The organism is Halomonas sp. AOP22-C1-8, assembly GCF_052378905.1.
Lineage (GTDB): Bacteria > Pseudomonadota > Gammaproteobacteria > Pseudomonadales > Halomonadaceae > Vreelandella > Vreelandella citrativorans.
This window is the reverse complement of record NZ_JBQSYD010000022.1, coordinates 33,456-52,446: the sequence shown is the minus strand read 5'-3', so window position 1 is coordinate 52,446 and position 18,991 is coordinate 33,456. Positions and strand designations below refer to the sequence as shown.

Here is an 18,991-nt window from a genome sequence, read left to right as displayed (position 1 = left end):
TTAGTGCCTCTGCCGTTGAGCGGGCACCGGGTAACGGAACTTTAAAAATTTCTGAGCATTGCTAAGCACATGGAAAGCATCTTTCAGCGTATGCCGCTCGCTGTCCTCTACATTTTCAGGCTCAATATTGTTATCTGGCTCTCGGTCTTCCTGAATATCGATCATCTGGTGGCGCAACCGCGTCATACATAAAAACTCAAACGCATAGCTCAGCTTATCGCTAACACCTGGGGCTAAAAGCTGGGTATCGCTTATATCTTTTAGTCGCTGAAACGTATTTTGCGCTTTGGAACCACACGCCAGCGCATGGATACGGATTAGATCAACCATCGGCGCTGTGCCACGGCGTTTCAGGTTAATTGAATTGTTATGCTTGCCATCCTTTTCCATGACAAAGGTACGGAAGAAACCAAGCGGCGGCGTACGGTTCAACGCGTTACGCGCCATTGCCGCTAAAAACAACGGCGATTCAGCAGCTCTACGCGCAATTAGATCCTGTAGCGTTTCAACAAAATGTTCTTCGCCATAGATGCTATCAAGGTCAAAGAAGATCGAACTCTGCAGCAGCTTTTTAGGCGTCGGATTGGAAATCCAGTCTTCAAAATAGCCTTTCCAAACGCTCAGCGGCTGACGCCACTCTTGATTGGTGGCCATGATATCGCCTTTGCAGTAGGTGTAACCGCAGGCATCCAGCCCATCGCTAACAAACTTGGCCAGCGCATAAAAATAAGCATCATGCTCTTCAGGGATAAAGTCATCAGACAAAATGAGCGCGTTATCCTGGTCAGTCACAATGCTTTGTTCATTGCGTGCCATTGAGCCATTAACCATAAAACAGTAAGGCACCGGCGGTGGCCCAAGCTCAGCTTCGGCCAATTCCAGCAGGCGCCGGAAGAAGCTACGCCCCACCGTTGAAAGCGCGCTGCCCACCATTTGCGAGTTAGCGCCCTCCTGAACCATTCGTACAAACGCCGCACTAACATCAGGCGCCAGCTTGGCAAGCCCTTGTGCGCTGGACTGATTGAAAACATTGCTGACCAGGTAGAGTCCGCTATGCGTTTCATAGCGAATAATATCGGAAAGGTGCACCACGCCAACAGGCCGCTGCCGATACAGCACCGGCAAGTGATGAACATTGTTGCGCAGCATGGTCAGCATAGCCTCATATATCGACGCATCCGACTGTATGGTAATCAAATGAGAGGACGCGACATCGCCAATCGCGGTTTGCGGTGAAAGCCCCTCTGCCACGACCCGGGTTCTAAAGTCACTATCGGTAAAAATACCCACCATTTTCCATTTGGCGCCCTCGCTGTCTTGAAAACTGTAGCGCGGGCTGCCGGTGCATTGGGTGAGCACAATGGCCGCTGATGCCTGGGCATCGTTAATTTGCTGGGCAACCTGCTGAAGGCTGGTGGTGGATGCCACCATGACGGGATAGCGGGTCACCAGTTTGCGAATACGCGTGACCATCATATCGTTCGACTTTTTTTGTTGCTCGGCAACCGTTTCAAGCCGTGGCCGCTCAAGCTCTACAAAGTCAGCGAAGTTATCGTCCTCTTCGCATAAGCGCTGAAAGACATCGTTGGGAATAAAATAGATCAGCGTGTCTTCAATCGCCTGGGCCGGGAAGCGCACTTTGTGATTCCGCAATAAGCTAAAGTGGCCAAAAATATCCCCTTCGCCTAATCGGTTATAAAGCTCACCCTGGCGGCGATACACCTCAACGGCGCCACTTCTTATAAAGCACAGCTCACTAACGATATCATTTAGCTCCAGGATCTCGCTGCCCGTTTTGAAATAGCTGACCTCAACGCGCTCGGCAATCGCATCAAGCAGCTCATCCGAGAGACCATCAAAAGGAGGAAACTGGCCCATAAATTGGCGTATTTCAAGTAGCTCTACGTCCATGTGATCTCCCAAGACGTGTCTAATAGATAAGCCGAGTTTGGCTCGGTTCATCACTAGCGTAAACCCTGGACGCAAAAAAAGCCCGACACCTGGGTGTCGGGCTTTGATGGTGTATCAGCTAGTGATGGCTTAGGACTGGTTTGCCATCTCTTGAACACGCTGCATCATTTCCGGATCTTGCTGGATAGACTGACCGATAGCATTGAAGGTATCGACATCCAAGCCGCTGTCTTCAACCACTTCGATCATACGATCGTTAGCTTCGGCGCGAACTTCCTGTTGGGCTGACTCATCTCCTGCTTCCTGCAGACGCTGTGTATACTCTTGCGAGATCACGGCGATTTCTTGAGAAGCATCGGCGAACTGCTGTAACTGCTGGTCAGAAAAATCCTGGGCGGGTGCTGCTTGCTGAGTAGCCATGGGATCCTGAGCCGGGTCCTGCGCTTGCTGGGCGTTGGCAGTAGATGCCATTAAGCCAGTAGCGAGCAGGGCAGCAGAGAATAGAGCAGTTATACGTTGCATAGTAAGAAACCTCATTGACGCGATATGAATGTGGTAAATGTGACGCAAGGATTCAGCACAGGTTCAATTTTTTAAGTAAGAGAACGTAACAAAATGAAGTTACGATAATAACAACACACATAAAAATATATAAAAACAGTTTATATTCAATCACTTATACAAAAAAATACCGCTACCATTTTGAATAATATTCGTGCACTTTTTTATAAATAGAAGCGCATCAAGGGAAGAAGCTGGCTTTAGCTCTTTAATCCAGCCTTCTATAGCCGTTCCAGGTACCCTACTCCGCCCAGGTTATGCATCTGCTGGCGTACCCATTGGCTACGCCTTTCCACTTGGGCGTCAGGTCGAGAGGCGCTGCGGGTACGTGGGCTGGGAAGGATTGCCGCGAGCAGGCTTGCCTGGCGCTCCGTCATCGCTCCGCCGGAGGCGCCGAAATAGTGTTGCGCGGCGGCTTCCAGGCCAAACACGCCGCTATCCCATTCAGCGATATTCAGATACACCTCAAGAATACGCTGTTTGCTCCAGAAAATTTCAATCAACAGCGTGAACCAGGCCTCTAACGCTTTGCGCGTCCAGCTGCGCCCACTCCACAAAAAAATATTTTTGGCTGTTTGCTGACTCAGCGTGCTGGCGCCGCGCAAACGGCCACCATCACGACTGGTCTCCCAAGCACGACGTAACTCAACAAGGTCAAAGCCACGATGTAGAGGGAAGCGCTGATCTTCAGCAGCAATCACCGCCAACTTGGCGTTGCTGGATAAATTGTCCCAGCTTCGCCACTGATGCTGAATGCGTATAGGCTCGCTGTTTACCCAGCTCTGTATTTTGCGCTCCACCATGATCATGGAGCCTGGCAAGGGCACAAAACGAAACAGGATGACCAGTGCCACAGAAAGAAGCACAAAAACCAGCACGCCGCGCCACACAAGACGCCATAGCTGACGAAGAAAGCGGCTCAGCGTACGTTTAAGCATCGTTATCCTTAAGATTTCATAAGATGTTCCGCATGATAACGTAGATGCTCCTCAATGAACGAGGCAATAAAGAAGTAACTATGGTCGTAACCCGGCTGACGACGCAGCGTCAGCGGGTGATCATGCGCTTCACATACGGCTTCAAGCCGCTCGGGCTTGAGCTGCTCTTCTAAAAACTGGTCCGCCTCGCCCTGGTCAATAAACAGCCGTTGACGCGAGGCACCATTAGCGACCAGTTCACAGGCATCGTACTGACGCCAGGTTGACTGATCCTCACCCAAATAGCTGGTAAACGCCTTTTGCCCCCAAGGGCAGTTCATCGGGTTCACAATTGGCGAGAATGCTGACACCGAGCTAAAACGACCTGGATGACGCAACGCTAAAATTAATGCCCCGTGGCCGCCCATCGAGTGACCACTAATCGACTCACGCCCGTTTACCGGGAAGTGCTGGCGTACAACGGAAGGCAACTCTTCAACGATATAGTCGTACATTCGATAGTGTGGCTTCCACGGCGCTTGGGTCGCGTTGACATAAAAGCCGGCCCCCGAGCCAAGGTCATAACTATCGTGCTCGCCTGGTAGGTCCGTGCCACGCGGGCTGGTATCCGGACAAACAATGGCAATCCCAAGCTCTGCCGCCATCCGCTGGGCACCCGCCTTCTGCATGAAGTTTTCATCGTTGCAGGTAAGCCCGGACAACCACCATAAAAGCGGTACACGCTCGCTTTCGGCTTGAGGCGGTAGGTACACCGCAAATTCCATATCGCAATCCAGCGCCCGTGAGTAATGGCGGTAGCGTTTGTGCCAGCCACCAAAACTGCGATTGGCAGACACCAGTTCCAGGGTTTCACTCATGCTCATGGGGCAGGCTCCTTGCGAAAAGAGAAGCGCGGCAGTGCTGCCTGCCGCGCTTTATCAGTAAATTAACAATACAGACCTGTTAATAACGACCTAGTAATGCAGAACGGTGCGGATGCTCTTGCCCGCATGCAGCAGTTCAAACGCTTCGTTGATTTTCTCAAACGGCATATCGTGAGTAATGAAATCATCAATATTAATTTCACCGTTCATGTAACGCTCAACGTAGCCTGGCAGTTCACTGCGGCCTTTCACACCACCAAACGCGGAGCCTTTCCAAACGCGCCCGGTCACCAGTTGGAACGGACGTGTGGAAATCTCCTCCCCCGCACCGGCGACGCCAATCACGATCGATTCGCCCCAGCCTTTGTGGCAGCACTCAAGCGCTGAGCGCATCACATTGACGTTACCGATACACTCAAACGAATAGTCCACGCCGCCATCGGTCAAATCAACAATAACCTGCTGAATGGAGTCGCTGTAATCCTTGGGGTTTACAAAGTCAGTCGCGCCAAACTGCTTGGCCAGCTCAAACTTATCCGCATTAACATCAATGGCGATAATTCGACCCGCTTTCGCCATGACCGCGCCCTGGATTACCGCCAGACCAATCGCCCCCAAACCAAAGACTGCGACGGTAGCGCCTGGCTCTACTTTTGCAGTATTGAGTACCGCGCCAATACCGGTAGTCACGCCACAGCCCAGCAAGCAGATTTTATCCATCGGGGCTTCTTTGGAAACCGCCGCTAACGAGACTTCAGGAAGTACGGTGTATTCGCTGAACGTGGACGTTCCCATGTAGTGGTGCAGCATCTTGCCATCCAGCGAGAAGCGCGAGGTGCCGTCGGGCATTACGCCTTTACCCTGGGTGGCACGCACGCTGCCGCACAGGTTGGTTTTACCTGACAGACAGAATTTGCACTTGCCGCACTCAGCGGTATATAGCGGAATAACATGGTCGCCAGGCTTAAGGCTGGTCACCCCTTCACCTACTTCCTGAACGACACCAGCGCCTTCATGACCCAGCACTGAAGGGAAGAGTCCTTCCGGGTCAGCGCCCGACAACGTATAAGCATCGGTATGACAAACGCTAGTAGCCGCCATTTTTACCAACACTTCGCCCGCTTTCGGACCTTCCACATCAATTTCAACCAGCTCAAGCGGTTTACCCGCCTCTAACGCAACGGCAGCACGTGATTTCATAGTGTCACTCCTTAAGACAGTGGCGCAGTAAGTCGCCTGAACAGATAACGTATTGCTCCAATAGCGACAGTGTAAGGTAGCTAGAGGTACTAGAAAAAGCGGGATATACTCATAATATTATTGCCACTGAGCAACAATCACCTACAACGGATGAGCCTCCATGCAGCGCTGGGATCGTGTCGAAGCCTTTATTGAAGTAGTCAGACTGGGCACATTTTCTGCGGCCGCAAACCATCTAAAAGTATCAACCTCGCATATTAGCCGCTTGGTGAGCCAACTCGAAAACCAGCTCGGCATTCAGCTTCTCTACCGTACAACGCGTCAAATACGCTTAACGGATGCAGGCGCTCTGTATATGGAGCATTGTCAGCATCTGTTTGATGGATTGAAAGATGCCGAACAGGCGCTGAGCGAACTGCAGGCCAAGCCTCGGGGCCTGCTTAAGCTGACCTCAGCCACTACCTTTGGCGAGCGTTATATCGCACCACTAGTTAATGAATTTCAATGCCTACATCCTGATCTTGAAGTGTACATGCATTTTACCAACCGGCCCGTTGAACTCATTGAGGAAGGCTTTGATATCGCCATTCGCATGGGCGTATTAAAGGATTCAAGCCTGATCGCCAGGCGCCTGTGCGACCGACGTGAATATGTTGTCGGCTCCCAGGATTACTTTCGCCAGACACCGCCTCCTCACACGTTGGCGGAACTTGGCCAACATCGTTGTTTGGTAGGTTCACGGCCTAATTGGCTGTTTGATAGCAACGGCCAACGCCGCGAAGTACGCGTAGAAAGCTGCTGGACGGGTAACTCCGGGCCCGCCCTGCTGGATGCCGCGCTTAAGGGCCTGGGCCTTGCCCAACTGCCCGACTATTACGTAGCACCTCACCTTGCAAGTGGCGAACTCATCGCCGTACTGGAACCCTTTCAGCACCATGATACGGCTGTCTGGGCAGTTTACCCCCGCCACCGCCACTTGTCCCCCAAGATTCGTCAATTGGTCGATTATCTGGTGGCCAATATGTCGCGAGTACTGCCGAACACGCCATCACTTTAACGCCAGAGTCGGCCTTTCGCTTGCCATAGCCTCTCCTGCGCTTACGGCATTTCATTTTTTAAATCCCGCTATACGTAAAGCCGTTTGCGCCCTTATACACTTCAACGTAGTGTCATCTTTTAGCCCCAATGGGCTTTTTTTTGCTACAAACCTCCACTCTAACGACATAAAACTTATGACACCCCCTAAAAACCATGAAAAAAACCTAAAGCGTGGCGCGTTTACCCGCTTTCTCGATAGCGTTGAGTGGCTTGGCAACTTGCTCCCTCACCCGGTCACGCTATTTGCCATTTTATGTGTCCTTGTGGTGATAGCCAGCGGTATTGCCGGTGCCTTAGGCGTGTCAGTTGCCGACCCACGCCCCGCTAACGAGGGCGAATGGATTGCGGTTAATTCCCTCCTTAACGCCGAAGGCTTACGCCGGCTGGTCACCGAGATGGTGACAAACTTCACAGGCTTTGCGCCTTTAGGCACTGTACTGGTTGCCATGCTGGGCGTTGGCGTAGCCGAACACTCAGGGCTACTTTCTGCCAGTATGAGAGCGTTGGTACTTAACCGCTCACCCCGCATCGTTACCTATGCCATTGTGTTTGCGGGCATTATGTCCAACATGGCGGCCGAGCTTGGTTACGTTGTACTTATTCCTCTGGCCGCCATGATCTTCCATTCACTTGGGCGCCACCCTTTGGCGGGTCTCGCTGCGGCTTTCTGTGGTGTTTCCGGCGGCTACAGCGCCAACCTGCTCATTGGAACCGTCGACCCGTTACTTTCTGGTATTACCCAAGAGGCCGCTCGCCTACTGGACCCGGCTTATGTGGTAGGCGCTGAAGCAAACTGGTTCTTCATGTTTGTCAGCACCTTCTTTGTGACCTTGATCGGCGGCCTGGTTACCGAACGTATCGTGGAGCCGAAGCTTGGCAAATATGATGCCGCTGATGCCGATAGCGACATTGGCCAGCAGTCCATGCAAGGGCTTTCCGCTGAGGAGAAGCGGGCGCTAAAAGGCACGGGGTTAGCCACGCTGGTGCTTATTGGCTTAATTGCCATGACCGTGGTACCTGAAAATGGCATCTTGCGTAATCCAGAAACAGGGCTAATCAGCGGCTCGCCCTTCTTGAGTGGCATTGTGGTCATTGTAGCGGTCTCCTTCTCGCTATTGGGCTTCATCTATGGGCGCCTGGCAGGCACGATGCACAATGATCGTGATGTGGTAAATGCCATGGCCAAAAGCATGAGTAGCCTTGGGCTGTATATTGTGCTGGTCTTCTTTGCCGCTCAGTTTGTGGCGCTGTTTAACTGGAGCAATTTTGGTACCGTGACGGCCGTGGCGGGCGCTGATCTGCTGGAGTCGCTTGGGTTACGTGGCCCGGGCCTGTTTGCGCTGTTTATTTTACTGTGTGCGTTCGTCAACCTGTCGCTGGGCAGCGCATCGGCTCAGTGGGCGGTGACCGCTCCGATTTTCGTTCCCATGCTGATGCTGATGGGCTACGCGCCAGAGGTGATTCAGGCGGCCTACCGGATCGGTGATTCTGTCACCAACCTGATCACCCCGATGATGAGCTATTTTGGGCTGATACTGGCGGTTGCGACCCGTTATCGCAACGATATGGGCATTGGCACACTGGTCGCCTTAATGTTGCCCTATACGCTATTCATGCTGATCGGCTGGAGCTTACTGTTCTTTGTGTGGGTGTTTTTGCTGGGTCTGCCTGTTGGTCCTGGCTCCGCTACTCACTACACGCTATAACAAAGGCTCAATGGCATCAGGATTCGTGGAGCGCTTGACACTAGATAGCAAAAAGCCCGCCGTTTAAAAAAACGACGGGCTTTTTTTACGCTAGACACTAGCGCCTGAGCACTAACTTAGACTGATTTACTCGTCCAGGAACGAGCGTAGCGGCTCAGAGCGGCTAGGGTGGCGAAGCTTGCGCAGCGCCTTGGCCTCAATCTGACGAATCCGTTCACGGGTTACGTCAAACTGCTTACCCACTTCTTCAAGCGTGTGGTCGGTATTCATATCAATACCGAACCGCATGCGCAGTACCTTGGCTTCACGTGCGGTGAGGCCGCCCAGTACGTTACGCGTTGCTTCAATCAAGCCTTCTCCGGTGGCCATATCGATAGGCAGCAGCATGGTGCCGTCCTCGATAAAGTCGCCCAAGTGCGAGTCATCATCATCACCAATCGGCGTCTCCATGGAGATAGGCTCTTTGGCAATTTTGAGCACCTTACGTACTTTGTCTTCCGGCATTTCAAGACGTTCGCCGAGCTCTTCCGGGGTCGGTTCGCGGCCCATTTCCTGCAGCATCTGGCGCGACACGCGGTTAAGCTTGTTGATCGTCTCGATCATGTGAACCGGAATACGGATCGTCCGTGCCTGGTCGGCAATTGAGCGGGTAATCGCCTGACGAATCCACCAGGTAGCATAAGTAGAGAACTTATAACCCCGACGGTATTCGAACTTATCCACCGCCTTCATCAAGCCGATGTTGCCTTCCTGAATCAAATCAAGGAATTGCAGACCACGGTTGGTGTACTTCTTGGCAATCGAGATAACCAGACGCAGGTTGGCCTCAACCATCTCTTTCTTGGCGCGGCGTGCTTTTGCCTCACCAATCGACAGCTTGCGGTTCACCTCTTTCAAATCCGCCACGGTGAGCTGCACCATGTCTTCTTCGAAAGCAATTTTACGCTGCGAACGGGCGATATCAGAACGTAACGGCTCAAGACGGTCAGCGTATTTGGGCTGCGCTTCCTGGAACGCGTCCAACCACTTGGGGTTAGATTCGCTACCCGGGAACGATTTGATAAACGTCTTGCGCGGCACTTTGGCTTTTTTAACACAAAGCTGCATGACCGCTTTTTCCTGGGCACGCACTTGCTCAACACTAATACGTACCTGGCCTACCAGGCGTTCAAAGTGTTTTGGCACCAGTTTGATCGGCGAGAACAATTCGGCAAGACGAGCCTGCTCGGCTTTCAGCTCAGCGCTGCCGCGACCGTGCTTGGTAAGCGCCGCTCCGGCTAACGCGTTTTGCTCGCGAATTTGCTCAAAACGCGCCCGCGCCTCTTCAGGGTCCGGACCGCCTTCGCTGGCGTTGGAATCTTCGTCATCCTCCTCGCCATCGCTGTCGCCGTCTTCGTCGTCGCTTAAGTCGGTGGCTACCTCAGGTTCAGGCACATCCGCTTCGGCAACACCGGGGATACCTTCATCGGGGTCGATAAACCCTGAGAAAAGATCCGACAGACGGCCAGGCGCTTCTTCATCCTGAGTAGCGTCGTAAGCATCCAGAATGGAGGCGACAGCCCCTGGCAAGTAGGCCAGTGCCGACATGACTTCACGTGTACCCTCTTCAATCCGCTTGGCAATTTCGATTTCGCCTTCACGGGTCAAGAGTTCTACTGTGCCCATTTCACGCATGTACATGCGGACTGGGTCTGTGGTGCGACCCACGTCGCTTTCCACGGCAGCGAGTGCCGCAACGGCCTCTTCCGCAGCGGACTCGTCCGTGGAGTGATCCGACATCATCAAAGTGTCTTCATCAGGCGCTTCTTCAGCGACACGGATACCCATGTCGTTGATCATGCCAATGATGTCTTCCACTTGATCCGGGTCGGCGATATCCTCGGGTAGATGGTCGTTGACCTCGGCATACGTCAGGTAACCCTGCTCTTTGCCGCGCGCGATCAACTCCTTCAGACGTGACTGCTGCTGCGCATTTCCAGCCATAGAAACCCTATCTCGACGAAGAAGAATGAAACACCTGGAGCGCTGAATCGATTAAACTCAACAAGCCGAACAGTATAGCGTAAATAGCTGTATTTTTTCCAGCGAAACGTATTTGCGCGGTCATTCAGGTGTGTTAGGTTGTTCGGTTAGGCCAGCACTTGGTGACTGACCCTATATCTGGTGTTGGTGAGGGAAAAATTCAACCCCCCTCTCTCCGAACACCGGTCAAAACCGCTGGGCCAACTCGACTACCAAGCCGGCCAAGCGCTGACGCTGCTGTTTATCCAATTTCTGCCCAGCGCGTTCCTGAGCCAACAACGCTTCGTACTCTTCCTGGGGCGAGCGCTTACGCTGCTTCTGCTGCAAGTGCTCAACCAACCCCCTTAACTCTGCTTCTCGTGCTGCTTTGGGAATCAATAACTCCCGCGCGGCAAACCCTGCCAGCACCGCGCCCTGTGGCGTACCCTGAAAATGCGCCAGCACAACCTGCGGACTGCGATAGCGTCCGGCCTGCAAGAGCACGATCAAATCGCGACAGAGCGGCGTATCCTCATCATCAGGCAGCCACTCCAGATTATCCGGCAAGGCTGACACTACGCTCGGCTCGTGCAGCAGAAGCTGCACGATGCGCCCAACGGGCGTAAGCACCCGGCTACGTGCACGTGACGTAGCTCCAGTAGAGCCCGCCTTTACAGAACCCGCCTGCTCCGCGCTATCTTCGACAATAGGTTCAGCCGCTTCCCAATACGCTTGCCCCTTGGGTGCCGCTGCGCGCTTATCCAACAGCGCTTGCAACTGCTGTTGTGCCAAGCCACTGCGCTTGGCAAGCGCTTCAAGCAGTAACGATTTGAGCATGCCATCAGGTACTTTGTTCAACGCTTCAAGTACCTGGCTTGCAAATCGCTCGCGCCCCTCCACCGTGTTTAAATCACGACCCTGAGCCGCCTGCTCAAACAAAAACTCCGACAGCGGCATCGCACAGGTAACACGATCCTTAAACGCTTCGGCGCCTTCACGACGCACCAGCGTATCCGGGTCATCACCTTCTGCCAGAAATAGAAAACGCGCCTCACGGCCGTCAATCATCAACGGCAGCGCGGTTTCCAGTGCTCGACTGGCGGCCTGGCGGCCAGCGCGGTCGCCATCAAAACAGAACACCACTCGGCTGACCAAACGAAACAGACGGCTTAGGTGATCTTCGGTCGTCGCGGTTCCCAGCGTAGCCACCGCGTTATGGATGCCGTACTGCGCAAGCGCCACAACGTCCATATAGCCTTCTACCATCACCAGCTGCTCAAGCTTACTGGATGCCTGGCGCGCTTCATAAAGCCCATAAAGCTCGCGCCCTTTATGAAACACAGGGGTTTCTGGTGAGTTGAGGTATTTGGGCTGCTCGTCGCCCATCACTCGCCCACCAAATGCAATCGTCCGCCCTCGTAAATCGCGGATCGGAAACATCACCCGATCCCGAAAACGATCGTAAGTACGCCCCGTATCTTCACGATGGATCAACAGGCCATACTCAATCTGGACAGGTTCTGATATCTCCCGCTCACCAAGGTGCTGCTTGAGCGCTTCCCAACCGCCAGGCGCGTAGCCTATGCCGTAGGCATTGATCACCTCAGCAGAAAGCCCTCGGTTTTCCAGATATTGCTGGGCGCTTTGCCCTTCGCGCATTTTAAGGCGCTCGCGATAAAAGCTTGCCGCAAGCTCGAGCAGGTTAACGCCCTCTTTGCGCTTTTTTTCTCGCTGATGTGCACGCGGGTCGTCAGCGCCTTCGCGCGGCACGTCAAGACCCAACCGCCCGGCCAACTGCTCCACCGCTTCAGGAAACGGCAGTTTGTCGTATTCCATCAAGAAGCGTAGTGCATTCCCATGCACGCCACAGCCAAAGCAGTGATAAAACTGTTTATCAGCACTTACCGTAAACGAAGGCGTTTTTTCCTGATGAAAAGGGCAAAGACCCGAGTAGTTCCGGCCAGCCTTTTTAAGCTGCACACGCTCACCAACCACTTCCACCACGTCAACGCGGCTGAGCAAGTCGTCAATAAAACGCTGGGGAATCTGGCCTGCCATTTACAACGGCACCCTCGCGCATGTGCGCTAAACGCTTGCTTAACGTCATCTGGCGGACTGCCCAATCACCTTAAACAACGTAGAAAACTGAAAAAACAAACGGCCACCTAGTGGCGGCCGCTTGGCATCCCTCTTGAGACAACCAGCTAACCGCTCTGGCTCTCTCGGGTACGGATCAATAGAGCCGTTCGAAACGCTTTTGCTCACGCTGAACTTTCTTGGCGTGGCGTTTTACGGCAGCTGCCGCTTTGCGTTTACGCTCAGCAGTCGGCTTCTCATAGTGCTCGCGACGGCGTACTTCAGAAAGAACACCAGCTTTTTCGCAAGAACGCTTGAAGCGACGCAGGGCGACGTCAAACGGCTCGTTATCACGTACTTTTACAGAAGGCATTAAGCACTCACCTACCTTAAGGAGTCTTGAGTTCGAAAGTACGTACACCATCATCGCATTATTGCGAGGAACATAGCGTACGACCCAGTTTTTACAGCGCACGATAGTTTAGTCGTGGTTGGCAATGATTGCAAACTGCACCCCTGACATTGTGTAATCAATGCCACCTTTATGGGCGTTAGACATGTTAAAATTTTGCCTTATGCAATCTGTTAGCCCTCTATAGAGACTTCCTATGCGTGTGCTTGGCATCGAAACTTCCTGCGACGAAACCGGCGTTGCTCTTTATGACACCTCCCGCTCAGGGGGCGACGGCCTGCTGGCCGATGCGCTGTATAGCCAAATTGCCATGCACGCCGAGTATGGCGGCGTGGTGCCCGAGCTTGCCTCACGGGACCACACGCGCAAGCTGCTCCCTTTGATTGAGCAAGTGTTAAGTGATGCCAAGCTAACAAGAGACGATTTAGAGGGTATTGCCTATACCGCAGGCCCGGGGTTGGTAGGCGCGCTCATGGTGGGTGCCAGTACGGCCCACGGCATGGCCCGTGCACTAGGCATTCCGGTATTGGGCGTGCACCACATGGAAGGTCATCTACTCGCTCCCATGCTGGAAGACGATGCGCCAGCGTTTCCTTTTGTGGCCCTACTGGTATCTGGCGGCCATACCCAGTTGGTGGAAGTCCAAGGACTTGGAAGCTATCAGCTATTGGGTGAATCCGTTGATGATGCGGCCGGTGAAGCGTTTGATAAAGCCGCTAAAATGCTCGGCCTTGCTTATCCCGGCGGCCCGTTGGTGGCCAAGCTTGCCGAACAGGGCGACCCCAAACGGTTTCGTTTTCCACGCCCGATGACTGACCGGCCGGGGCTTAATTTCAGTTTCTCAGGGTTAAAAACGCATACCTTAACGGCCATACGCCAGTTGGAAGCGGCTGGCGAGCTTGACGAGCAGGCGCGCGCTGATGTGGCCCGCGCCTTTGAAGAAGCCGTGGTCGATACACTGGTCATCAAATGCCGCCGGGCGCTGGACCAAACGGGGTTAAAACGGCTGGTAGTGGCTGGCGGGGTGAGTGCCAATCACCGGTTGCGTGAGCGTCTGGCCCTTGAGTGTCAAAAACGTCAGGCAAAGGCCTACTATCCTCGCGGCCGGTTCTGCACGGATAACGGCGCCATGATCGCGTACGTGGGCGCGCAGCGCCTGGCCGCTGGCGAACAGGACAAGGATGGCGTTATGCAGGCTACGCCGCGCTGGCCGCTTGATCAGTTGACGCCTCCCAACGCCGAATAATTAGCGACGCCCCAGGCGCGGCTCATCGCCGCGTCTTAATCTGCGAATATTAAGCCCATGACGCAGCAGCACCAGCAGGCTCAAACCGCCCACTACGCCCACATAAGCAGGCGCCAGCCAGATACAGGCAAGCGGCGCCACCAGCGCGCTTAACAAGGAAGCCATTGCCGCGGTTTTTAAGCGCCACGCCAGCAAGGTCCACACCCCCACGCTCACCAGTGCAACACCCGGGGTCAGCACCAGTAGCACGCCCAGCGCGCTGGCGACGGCCTTTCCACCACGAAAGCCATACCATACCGGGTAGCTATGCCCCAGTAATACCGCCAGCCCAATCAGCCCCTGCCAACTGACCGGTAACGCCATTAATTTACTGGCAAGCACTATGGGTACGCCTTTTAACGCATCCAGCAAAAGCGTGGCGCCCGCCAGGCGCGGCCCATAAAGGCGTAACACGTTAGAAAAACCAGGATTACCGGAGCCACAGCGACGAGGATCGCCCACTCCCGCTATCCGGCAAACACTAATCGCTGCCAGCCAACTGCCGCTTAAATAGCCGAACACTAACCACGCCATGGCGCCTTTTCCATCCTACTGTCGTTTCGTTTCATCCTAACGTACAATCGCCCGCTTGTTGTCGCCGAGGAAGAGCTTGTGGACCGCATTTTGATCGAAGCACTCAAGGTAGACACCGTGATTGGTGTTTACGATTGGGAGCGCACCATTCAACAGTCGCTTAGCCTGGACTTAACCCTGGCGACCGATATTCGCCCGGCTGCCGCTACTGACGATTTAAGCTTAACGCTAGACTATGCGGCTATCTGCCAGCGTATCCAACGATTCGCTGACACGCATCAATTCGCGCTGGTGGAGACCTTCGCGGAACGCTTGGCTGACTGCCTGCGCAGCGAGTTTTCCATTACCTGGTTACGCTTGCGGGTGCGTAAACCCGGCGCGGTGCCGCAAGCGGCGAGCGTAGGCCTTGAAATTACACGTGGCGAGCTACCGGAGGCCACAAGGACATAATCTCATGAGCCTGGTTACCGTCAGTTTAGGCAGCAATATTGATCCTGTGCGTCATATCCGCCTGTGTCTCGATGCACTTTTCGATACCTTCGGGCCTTTAAATGTCTCGCGCGTTTTTGAAAGCGAGCCGGTTGGTTTTAGCGATACCCGTAATTTTTATAACCTGGTAGTGGCCTTCGAAAGTAACTGGTCGCCGAGTGAATTACAGGCATGGGCCAAGGCTTTGGAAATTATTCATGGCCGTAAGCAGGGCTTGGACAAATACAACCCTAAAGCGCTGGATATCGACCTGCTAACGGTGGGCAACCTGCAGGGCGTCGTTGAAGGTGTTGCACTGCCCCGCGCCGAAATGACCGAAAGCGCATTCGTGTTACAGCCCTTGGCGGAGCTGCTACCTAACGAACGGCACCCGGCTTGCAACACGCCTTACGCCACACTTTGGAATAATTTTTCGCTGGGAAATCAGCGGCTTTGGGCGGTAGATTTTACCTGGGGTAGCGCCTGGATATCGCACGCGGAGCCTGCGCTCTGTACGTCCCTGGCTCGCTAAACCTCTTTTGATTGGCTAATCATTCGCTTAACGCATCACTGACTGCTTGCTGGCGCTGTTTACGTAGCGCCTGGCCTAATTCAGCCCCCTTGAATCCTTGAGCGATGAGCCCCTGCGGGCTAACGCTGCGTGCCGCCAGCCAAGCAGCCTGTAGCGGCTGGGCATAATTTTTTTCAATAACACCGGCACTTTCAATCACACCGACACTTTCAACCACACTGACTAACGTGAGCTGTGTGGCGACCTGGTCAGGCTTACGAAAACCATCCAGGCGTTCCAGCCAATGCAGCACGGCTATCGCCTCTAAAGGCTCTTTTAGCAACGACAGGGTCAACGCGACATAGCGTGCCAACTGCGCTACGGCATTGGGTAAACGTAGCGTTGACGCCAATGCCTCGCGACCCGCGTCGTCCAGCACGCTCACCAGTAATGCATAGCGCCAATGTGCCAGAGGCGTTGAGCTATCGTCAGGCACGTACTGCAGTGCGGCCAAGCCGCCCTGCAGTTTTTCTGCTGAGAACGGCCACCATATTGCCAGCGCTTCACACTGCGCCAACGTCGTGAAGTAAGCTTCGGGGCTGGGTTCACCCAAGGCTTTTTCGGTTTCGACCCATACCCGTTCAGCGGCTAAATGCTCAAGCTCACCACTGCGACTAACCTCGGTCATCAGTGCCAGGGTTTCAGAGGCGATAGAGAACCCCAGCGACGCATAGCGGGCTAAAAAACGTGCCGTACGCAGCACCCGCAGCGGGTCTTCACCAAACGCAGAAGAAATATGCCGCAGCACGCGTTGTTCGATATCCTTCTGGCCATCAAAGGGGTCAATCAGCGGCCCATCGACCCGTTGTGCAATGGCATTCACGGTCAGGTCGCGACGCAGCAGGTCCTCTTCCAGCGTTACTTCGGGGCTGGCATGCACTTCAAACCCGGAATATCCGTGCCCGGTTTTTCGCTCCGTACGCGCCAGCGCATACTCCTCCGCTGTATCAGGGTGCAAAAACACCGGAAAATCTCGCCCCACGGGCTTAAAGCCGCGCTGGCGCATAGCCTCTGGGGTAGCGCCCACCACCACCCAGTCGTTGTCATACACTGGCCAGCCCAGCAGCGCATCGCGAACAGCGCCTCCCACGCGGTATACGTCCAGCCCGGCAATGCGCGGATCATTTGAGTGCGCCATCACTACCGCCCTCCTCGTTGCTGGCTGGGTACGCTCATCCGCTCACCGGTATCTATATTAAGCGCGGTTAACGCCCCACCCCACACGCAGCCCGTATCCAACGCGTCTACCCGAACCCTGGCGCCCCGCGTCTTTCCTTCTAACGCGGCCCAGTGCCCAAACAGGAGATGTGGGTCGTCGTCACGGGCATACTGAAACCACGGAGCAAAGCCAGGCGGGGTGCTAGCGAGGCCCTCTTTAGCAGCAAACTCCAGCCGCCCTTGGCTGTCAATAAAGCGCATACGTGCCATAGCGTTAACAATAAAGCGCAGCCGGTCCATTCCCTCCAGGTCCTCTCGCCAACGATCAGGCTGATTACCAAAAAGCTCAGTCAAGAAATGCCCTGACTGCTCGCTGGCAAGCGCTTTCTCGACCTCACGGCTATAAGCGACAGCCTGCTCTATGCGCCACTGAGGCAGCAAACCGGCATGCGTCATTAGGGTATTGCCTTGCTGCACTGCAAGCGGCTGGCACTGCAGCCAATCCAGCAGTTGCTCGCGATCTGGCGCATTAAGAATATCGTTGAGGGTATCGTGCTTTTTTTGCCTACCGCCGCCACGCGCGACCACCAACAGATGAAAGTCGTGGTTGCCCAGCACACAGCGTACCGAGCCGCCCAGTGCGTGCGCTTCGCGTAAACACTCAAGGGAGCCTGGCCCACGGTTGATCACATCGCCCACCAGCCACAAAGTGTCGTGCGAGGGATTAAAGTTCAGGGCTTCAAGTAGCGTCATAAACTCGGCGTAGCAGCCATGCAAATCGCCAATCGCGTAGGTACTCATGCGCGGGCCTTATATAAACGAGAGCATTAAACATGCATATTAAAACGCGCACATTACACATGCTGCGCGGTGTACGATTGCGCTCTGAGCGCCTTGGCAAGAGCCCCATACCAAACCAGCACTGTCTGGCCGTCAGACTGAAATCAACAATGCTTTAATGCAGTATTCGCGATGGCGATCACTAACGTTAGTGCAACTGGCGCGGCACAGCCAAGCGAAAAGGCGCTACGGGCACTTCAAAGGCACGCTGGGTATAGGTGTTCAACAACGTATAGGCACCTTCCATCACGCCCACCGGTGTTTGCAAAATCGCCCGACTGGTATAGCGAAAGCGCTGACCGGGGCCGATCAATGGCTGCTGCCCGACCACGCCCTTGCCACGCACTTCCTGACTATCGCCGCTGCCCTGGGTGATTTTCCAGTAACGTGCCATCAGCTGTACGCTATGCGGGCTTTGATTATGCACCGTCACGGTATAGCTAAATACGTAGCGTGATTCCACGTCGCTGGACTCTTCGGCACAATATTCAGGCGTTACACTGACGTCGATGGCTAAACCACTCACCCGTTTTCACTCCCATCACTACCTGACCTTTCATCAGCAGCCACACGGTTAGCAATGGTTACATACTCAGCAACCGTTAGCGTTTGCGGGCGGCGCGTGGGGTCAATACCCAGCGCTTCTAACGTTTCAGGACTGACGCGTCCTTTAAAGTTATTACGTAAGGTTTTACGGCGTTGGCCAAAGGCTAGCTTTACCAGCTCAAACAGGAGTGCCGGGTCGTCGGCTACGTGCGGCAAACTTGCGTGCGGTGTGAGGCGCACAATGGCAGAGTCGACGTTAGGCCGGGGTACAAAGGCCTCGGGCGGTACGATAAACAGCTGGTCGACGTGGCAGTAGTACTGCGCCATCACAGAAAGCCGCCCCCAATCCGTACCGCCTGGCTGGGCAGCCAGCCGCTCAACGACCTCTTTTTGGAGCATGAAGTGCATGTCGGCAATCGCATTACCGGCCGTGAGCAGATGCACGATCAGAGGTGTTGAGATGTTATAGGGCAGATTGCCGACGACGCGCAGGGCGGGGCCATCGCCTTTCAGCGCCGCGAAGTCAAACTTCAGCGCATCGCCTTCATGGATAATAAAGTCGGGGTAGTTGAAGAACTGCACGCGTAGGCCAGGAATCAAATCGCGGTCCAGCTCAATCACCTCAAGCTTCCCTGCCGCCTCAAGCAGTGGCGCGGTCAGCGCGCCTTGGCCCGGCCCAATTTCAACAAGACGGTCGCCTTCCCGCGGCCCAATAGAGCGCACAATACGCGAGATGATACCCAGGTCACGTAGAAAGTTTTGACCGAAGCGTTTGCGAGCACGGTGCTGCTGGGGCACTTGAGACATCTAACAGAATTCCTTG

18 protein-coding genes are annotated in these 18,991 nt (G+C 54.4%); 5 read left to right on the top strand and 13 right to left on the bottom strand.

Translation table 11 applies throughout. From position 1 onward, the window contains the following. The 5 genes from ACT3TY_RS12705 to ACT3TY_RS12685 form a co-directional block, all read right to left on the bottom strand. Complete coding sequence (locus ACT3TY_RS12705; protein ID WP_192527425.1) at positions 1-1,911, bottom strand: DUF294 nucleotidyltransferase-like domain-containing protein; 1,911 nt, start codon at positions 1,909-1,911, stop codon at positions 1-3. Between the two features lie 129 nt (positions 1,912-2,040). After that, positions 2,041-2,433: a DUF4168 domain-containing protein gene (locus ACT3TY_RS12700; RefSeq protein ID WP_172117524.1), complete on the bottom strand. Its 393-nt coding sequence runs from the start codon at positions 2,431-2,433 to the stop codon at positions 2,041-2,043. A gap of 260 nt (positions 2,434-2,693) precedes the next feature. Continuing rightward, a complete protein-coding gene (gene mtgA / locus ACT3TY_RS12695; protein WP_193057011.1) occupies positions 2,694-3,410 on the bottom strand; it encodes a monofunctional biosynthetic peptidoglycan transglycosylase in 717 nt (238 codons plus the stop codon). Between the two features lie 8 nt (positions 3,411-3,418). Then, positions 3,419-4,273 (bottom strand): S-formylglutathione hydrolase, encoded by an 855-nt coding sequence (gene fghA, locus ACT3TY_RS12690; RefSeq protein WP_444628481.1) that lies wholly within the window; start codon positions 4,271-4,273, stop codon positions 3,419-3,421. A gap of 90 nt (positions 4,274-4,363) precedes the next feature. After that, entirely contained in the window at positions 4,364-5,473 is a 1,110-nt protein-coding gene (locus tag ACT3TY_RS12685; protein ID WP_193054474.1) for an S-(hydroxymethyl)glutathione dehydrogenase/class III alcohol dehydrogenase, read from the bottom strand. A gap of 160 nt (positions 5,474-5,633) precedes the next feature. Between ACT3TY_RS12685 and ACT3TY_RS12680 the strand changes: the two genes are divergently transcribed. Both ACT3TY_RS12680 and ACT3TY_RS12675 read left to right on the top strand, forming a co-directional pair. Continuing rightward, positions 5,634-6,530: a LysR family transcriptional regulator gene (locus ACT3TY_RS12680; RefSeq protein WP_172117520.1), complete on the top strand. Its 897-nt coding sequence runs from the start codon at positions 5,634-5,636 to the stop codon at positions 6,528-6,530. 175 nt (positions 6,531-6,705) lie between these two features. Then, the gene (locus tag ACT3TY_RS12675; protein ID WP_192527424.1) at positions 6,706-8,277 is read left to right on the top strand and encodes an AbgT family transporter; all 1,572 of its coding nucleotides are present in this window, start codon (positions 6,706-6,708) and stop codon (positions 8,275-8,277) included. A gap of 126 nt (positions 8,278-8,403) precedes the next feature. Here ACT3TY_RS12675 and rpoD read toward each other — a convergent pair whose 3' ends face one another. The 3 genes from rpoD to rpsU all read right to left on the bottom strand — a co-directional run bounded on the left by rpoD (position 8,404) and on the right by rpsU (position 12,727). After that, positions 8,404-10,260, bottom strand: coding sequence for an RNA polymerase sigma factor RpoD (gene rpoD / locus ACT3TY_RS12670; RefSeq protein WP_172117518.1), 1,857 nt, complete (start codon positions 10,258-10,260; stop codon positions 8,404-8,406). A 225-nt stretch (positions 10,261-10,485) separates the two neighbouring features. Further along, positions 10,486-12,336 (bottom strand): DNA primase, encoded by a 1,851-nt coding sequence (gene dnaG / locus ACT3TY_RS12665; RefSeq protein ID WP_193057009.1) that lies wholly within the window; start codon positions 12,334-12,336, stop codon positions 10,486-10,488. Between the two features lie 175 nt (positions 12,337-12,511). Next, on the bottom strand, positions 12,512-12,727 hold the full coding sequence (gene rpsU, locus ACT3TY_RS12660; protein ID WP_008956349.1) for a 30S ribosomal protein S21: 216 nt from the start codon (positions 12,725-12,727) through the stop codon (positions 12,512-12,514). 235 nt (positions 12,728-12,962) lie between these two features. Here rpsU and tsaD point away from each other — a divergent pair, with 235 nt between their 5' ends. Further along, positions 12,963-14,012 (top strand): tRNA (adenosine(37)-N6)-threonylcarbamoyltransferase complex transferase subunit TsaD, encoded by a 1,050-nt coding sequence (gene tsaD, locus ACT3TY_RS12655; protein WP_444628479.1) that lies wholly within the window; start codon positions 12,963-12,965, stop codon positions 14,010-14,012. On the opposite strand, the gene plsY is transcribed toward tsaD, so the two are convergent. Continuing rightward, entirely contained in the window at positions 14,013-14,585 is a 573-nt protein-coding gene (gene plsY, locus ACT3TY_RS12650; RefSeq protein ID WP_172117515.1) for a glycerol-3-phosphate 1-O-acyltransferase PlsY, read from the bottom strand. It abuts the gene before it with no gap. Between the two features lie 78 nt (positions 14,586-14,663). Here plsY and folB point away from each other — a divergent pair, with 78 nt between their 5' ends. Next, positions 14,664-15,035, top strand: coding sequence for a dihydroneopterin aldolase (gene folB / locus ACT3TY_RS12645; RefSeq protein WP_192527421.1), 372 nt, complete (start codon positions 14,664-14,666; stop codon positions 15,033-15,035). A gap of 4 nt (positions 15,036-15,039) precedes the next feature. Beyond that, complete coding sequence (gene folK, locus ACT3TY_RS12640) at positions 15,040-15,585, top strand: 2-amino-4-hydroxy-6-hydroxymethyldihydropteridine diphosphokinase (RefSeq protein ID WP_193057007.1); 546 nt, start codon at positions 15,040-15,042, stop codon at positions 15,583-15,585. A 19-nt stretch (positions 15,586-15,604) separates the two neighbouring features. Here folK and ACT3TY_RS12635 read toward each other — a convergent pair whose 3' ends face one another. The 4 genes from ACT3TY_RS12635 to rsmA form a co-directional block, all read right to left on the bottom strand. Further along, positions 15,605-16,762: a polynucleotide adenylyltransferase gene (locus ACT3TY_RS12635; protein WP_319643855.1), complete on the bottom strand. Its 1,158-nt coding sequence runs from the start codon at positions 16,760-16,762 to the stop codon at positions 15,605-15,607. A gap of 2 nt (positions 16,763-16,764) precedes the next feature. After that, on the bottom strand, positions 16,765-17,583 hold the full coding sequence (locus tag ACT3TY_RS12630; RefSeq protein WP_444628477.1) for a symmetrical bis(5'-nucleosyl)-tetraphosphatase: 819 nt from the start codon (positions 17,581-17,583) through the stop codon (positions 16,765-16,767). 187 nt (positions 17,584-17,770) lie between these two features. Further along, positions 17,771-18,148, bottom strand: a complete 378-nt coding sequence (apaG, locus tag ACT3TY_RS12625; RefSeq protein WP_193057005.1) for a Co2+/Mg2+ efflux protein ApaG — start codon at positions 18,146-18,148, stop codon at positions 17,771-17,773. Then, positions 18,145-18,975 carry a 16S rRNA (adenine(1518)-N(6)/adenine(1519)-N(6))-dimethyltransferase RsmA gene (gene rsmA / locus ACT3TY_RS12620; RefSeq protein WP_444628476.1) on the bottom strand — a complete coding sequence of 277 codons (831 nt, stop codon included), beginning with the start codon at positions 18,973-18,975 and terminating at the stop codon, positions 18,145-18,147. Before rsmA ends, apaG begins: the two co-directional genes overlap by 4 nt. Between the last annotated feature and the right edge of the window lie 16 nt (positions 18,976-18,991).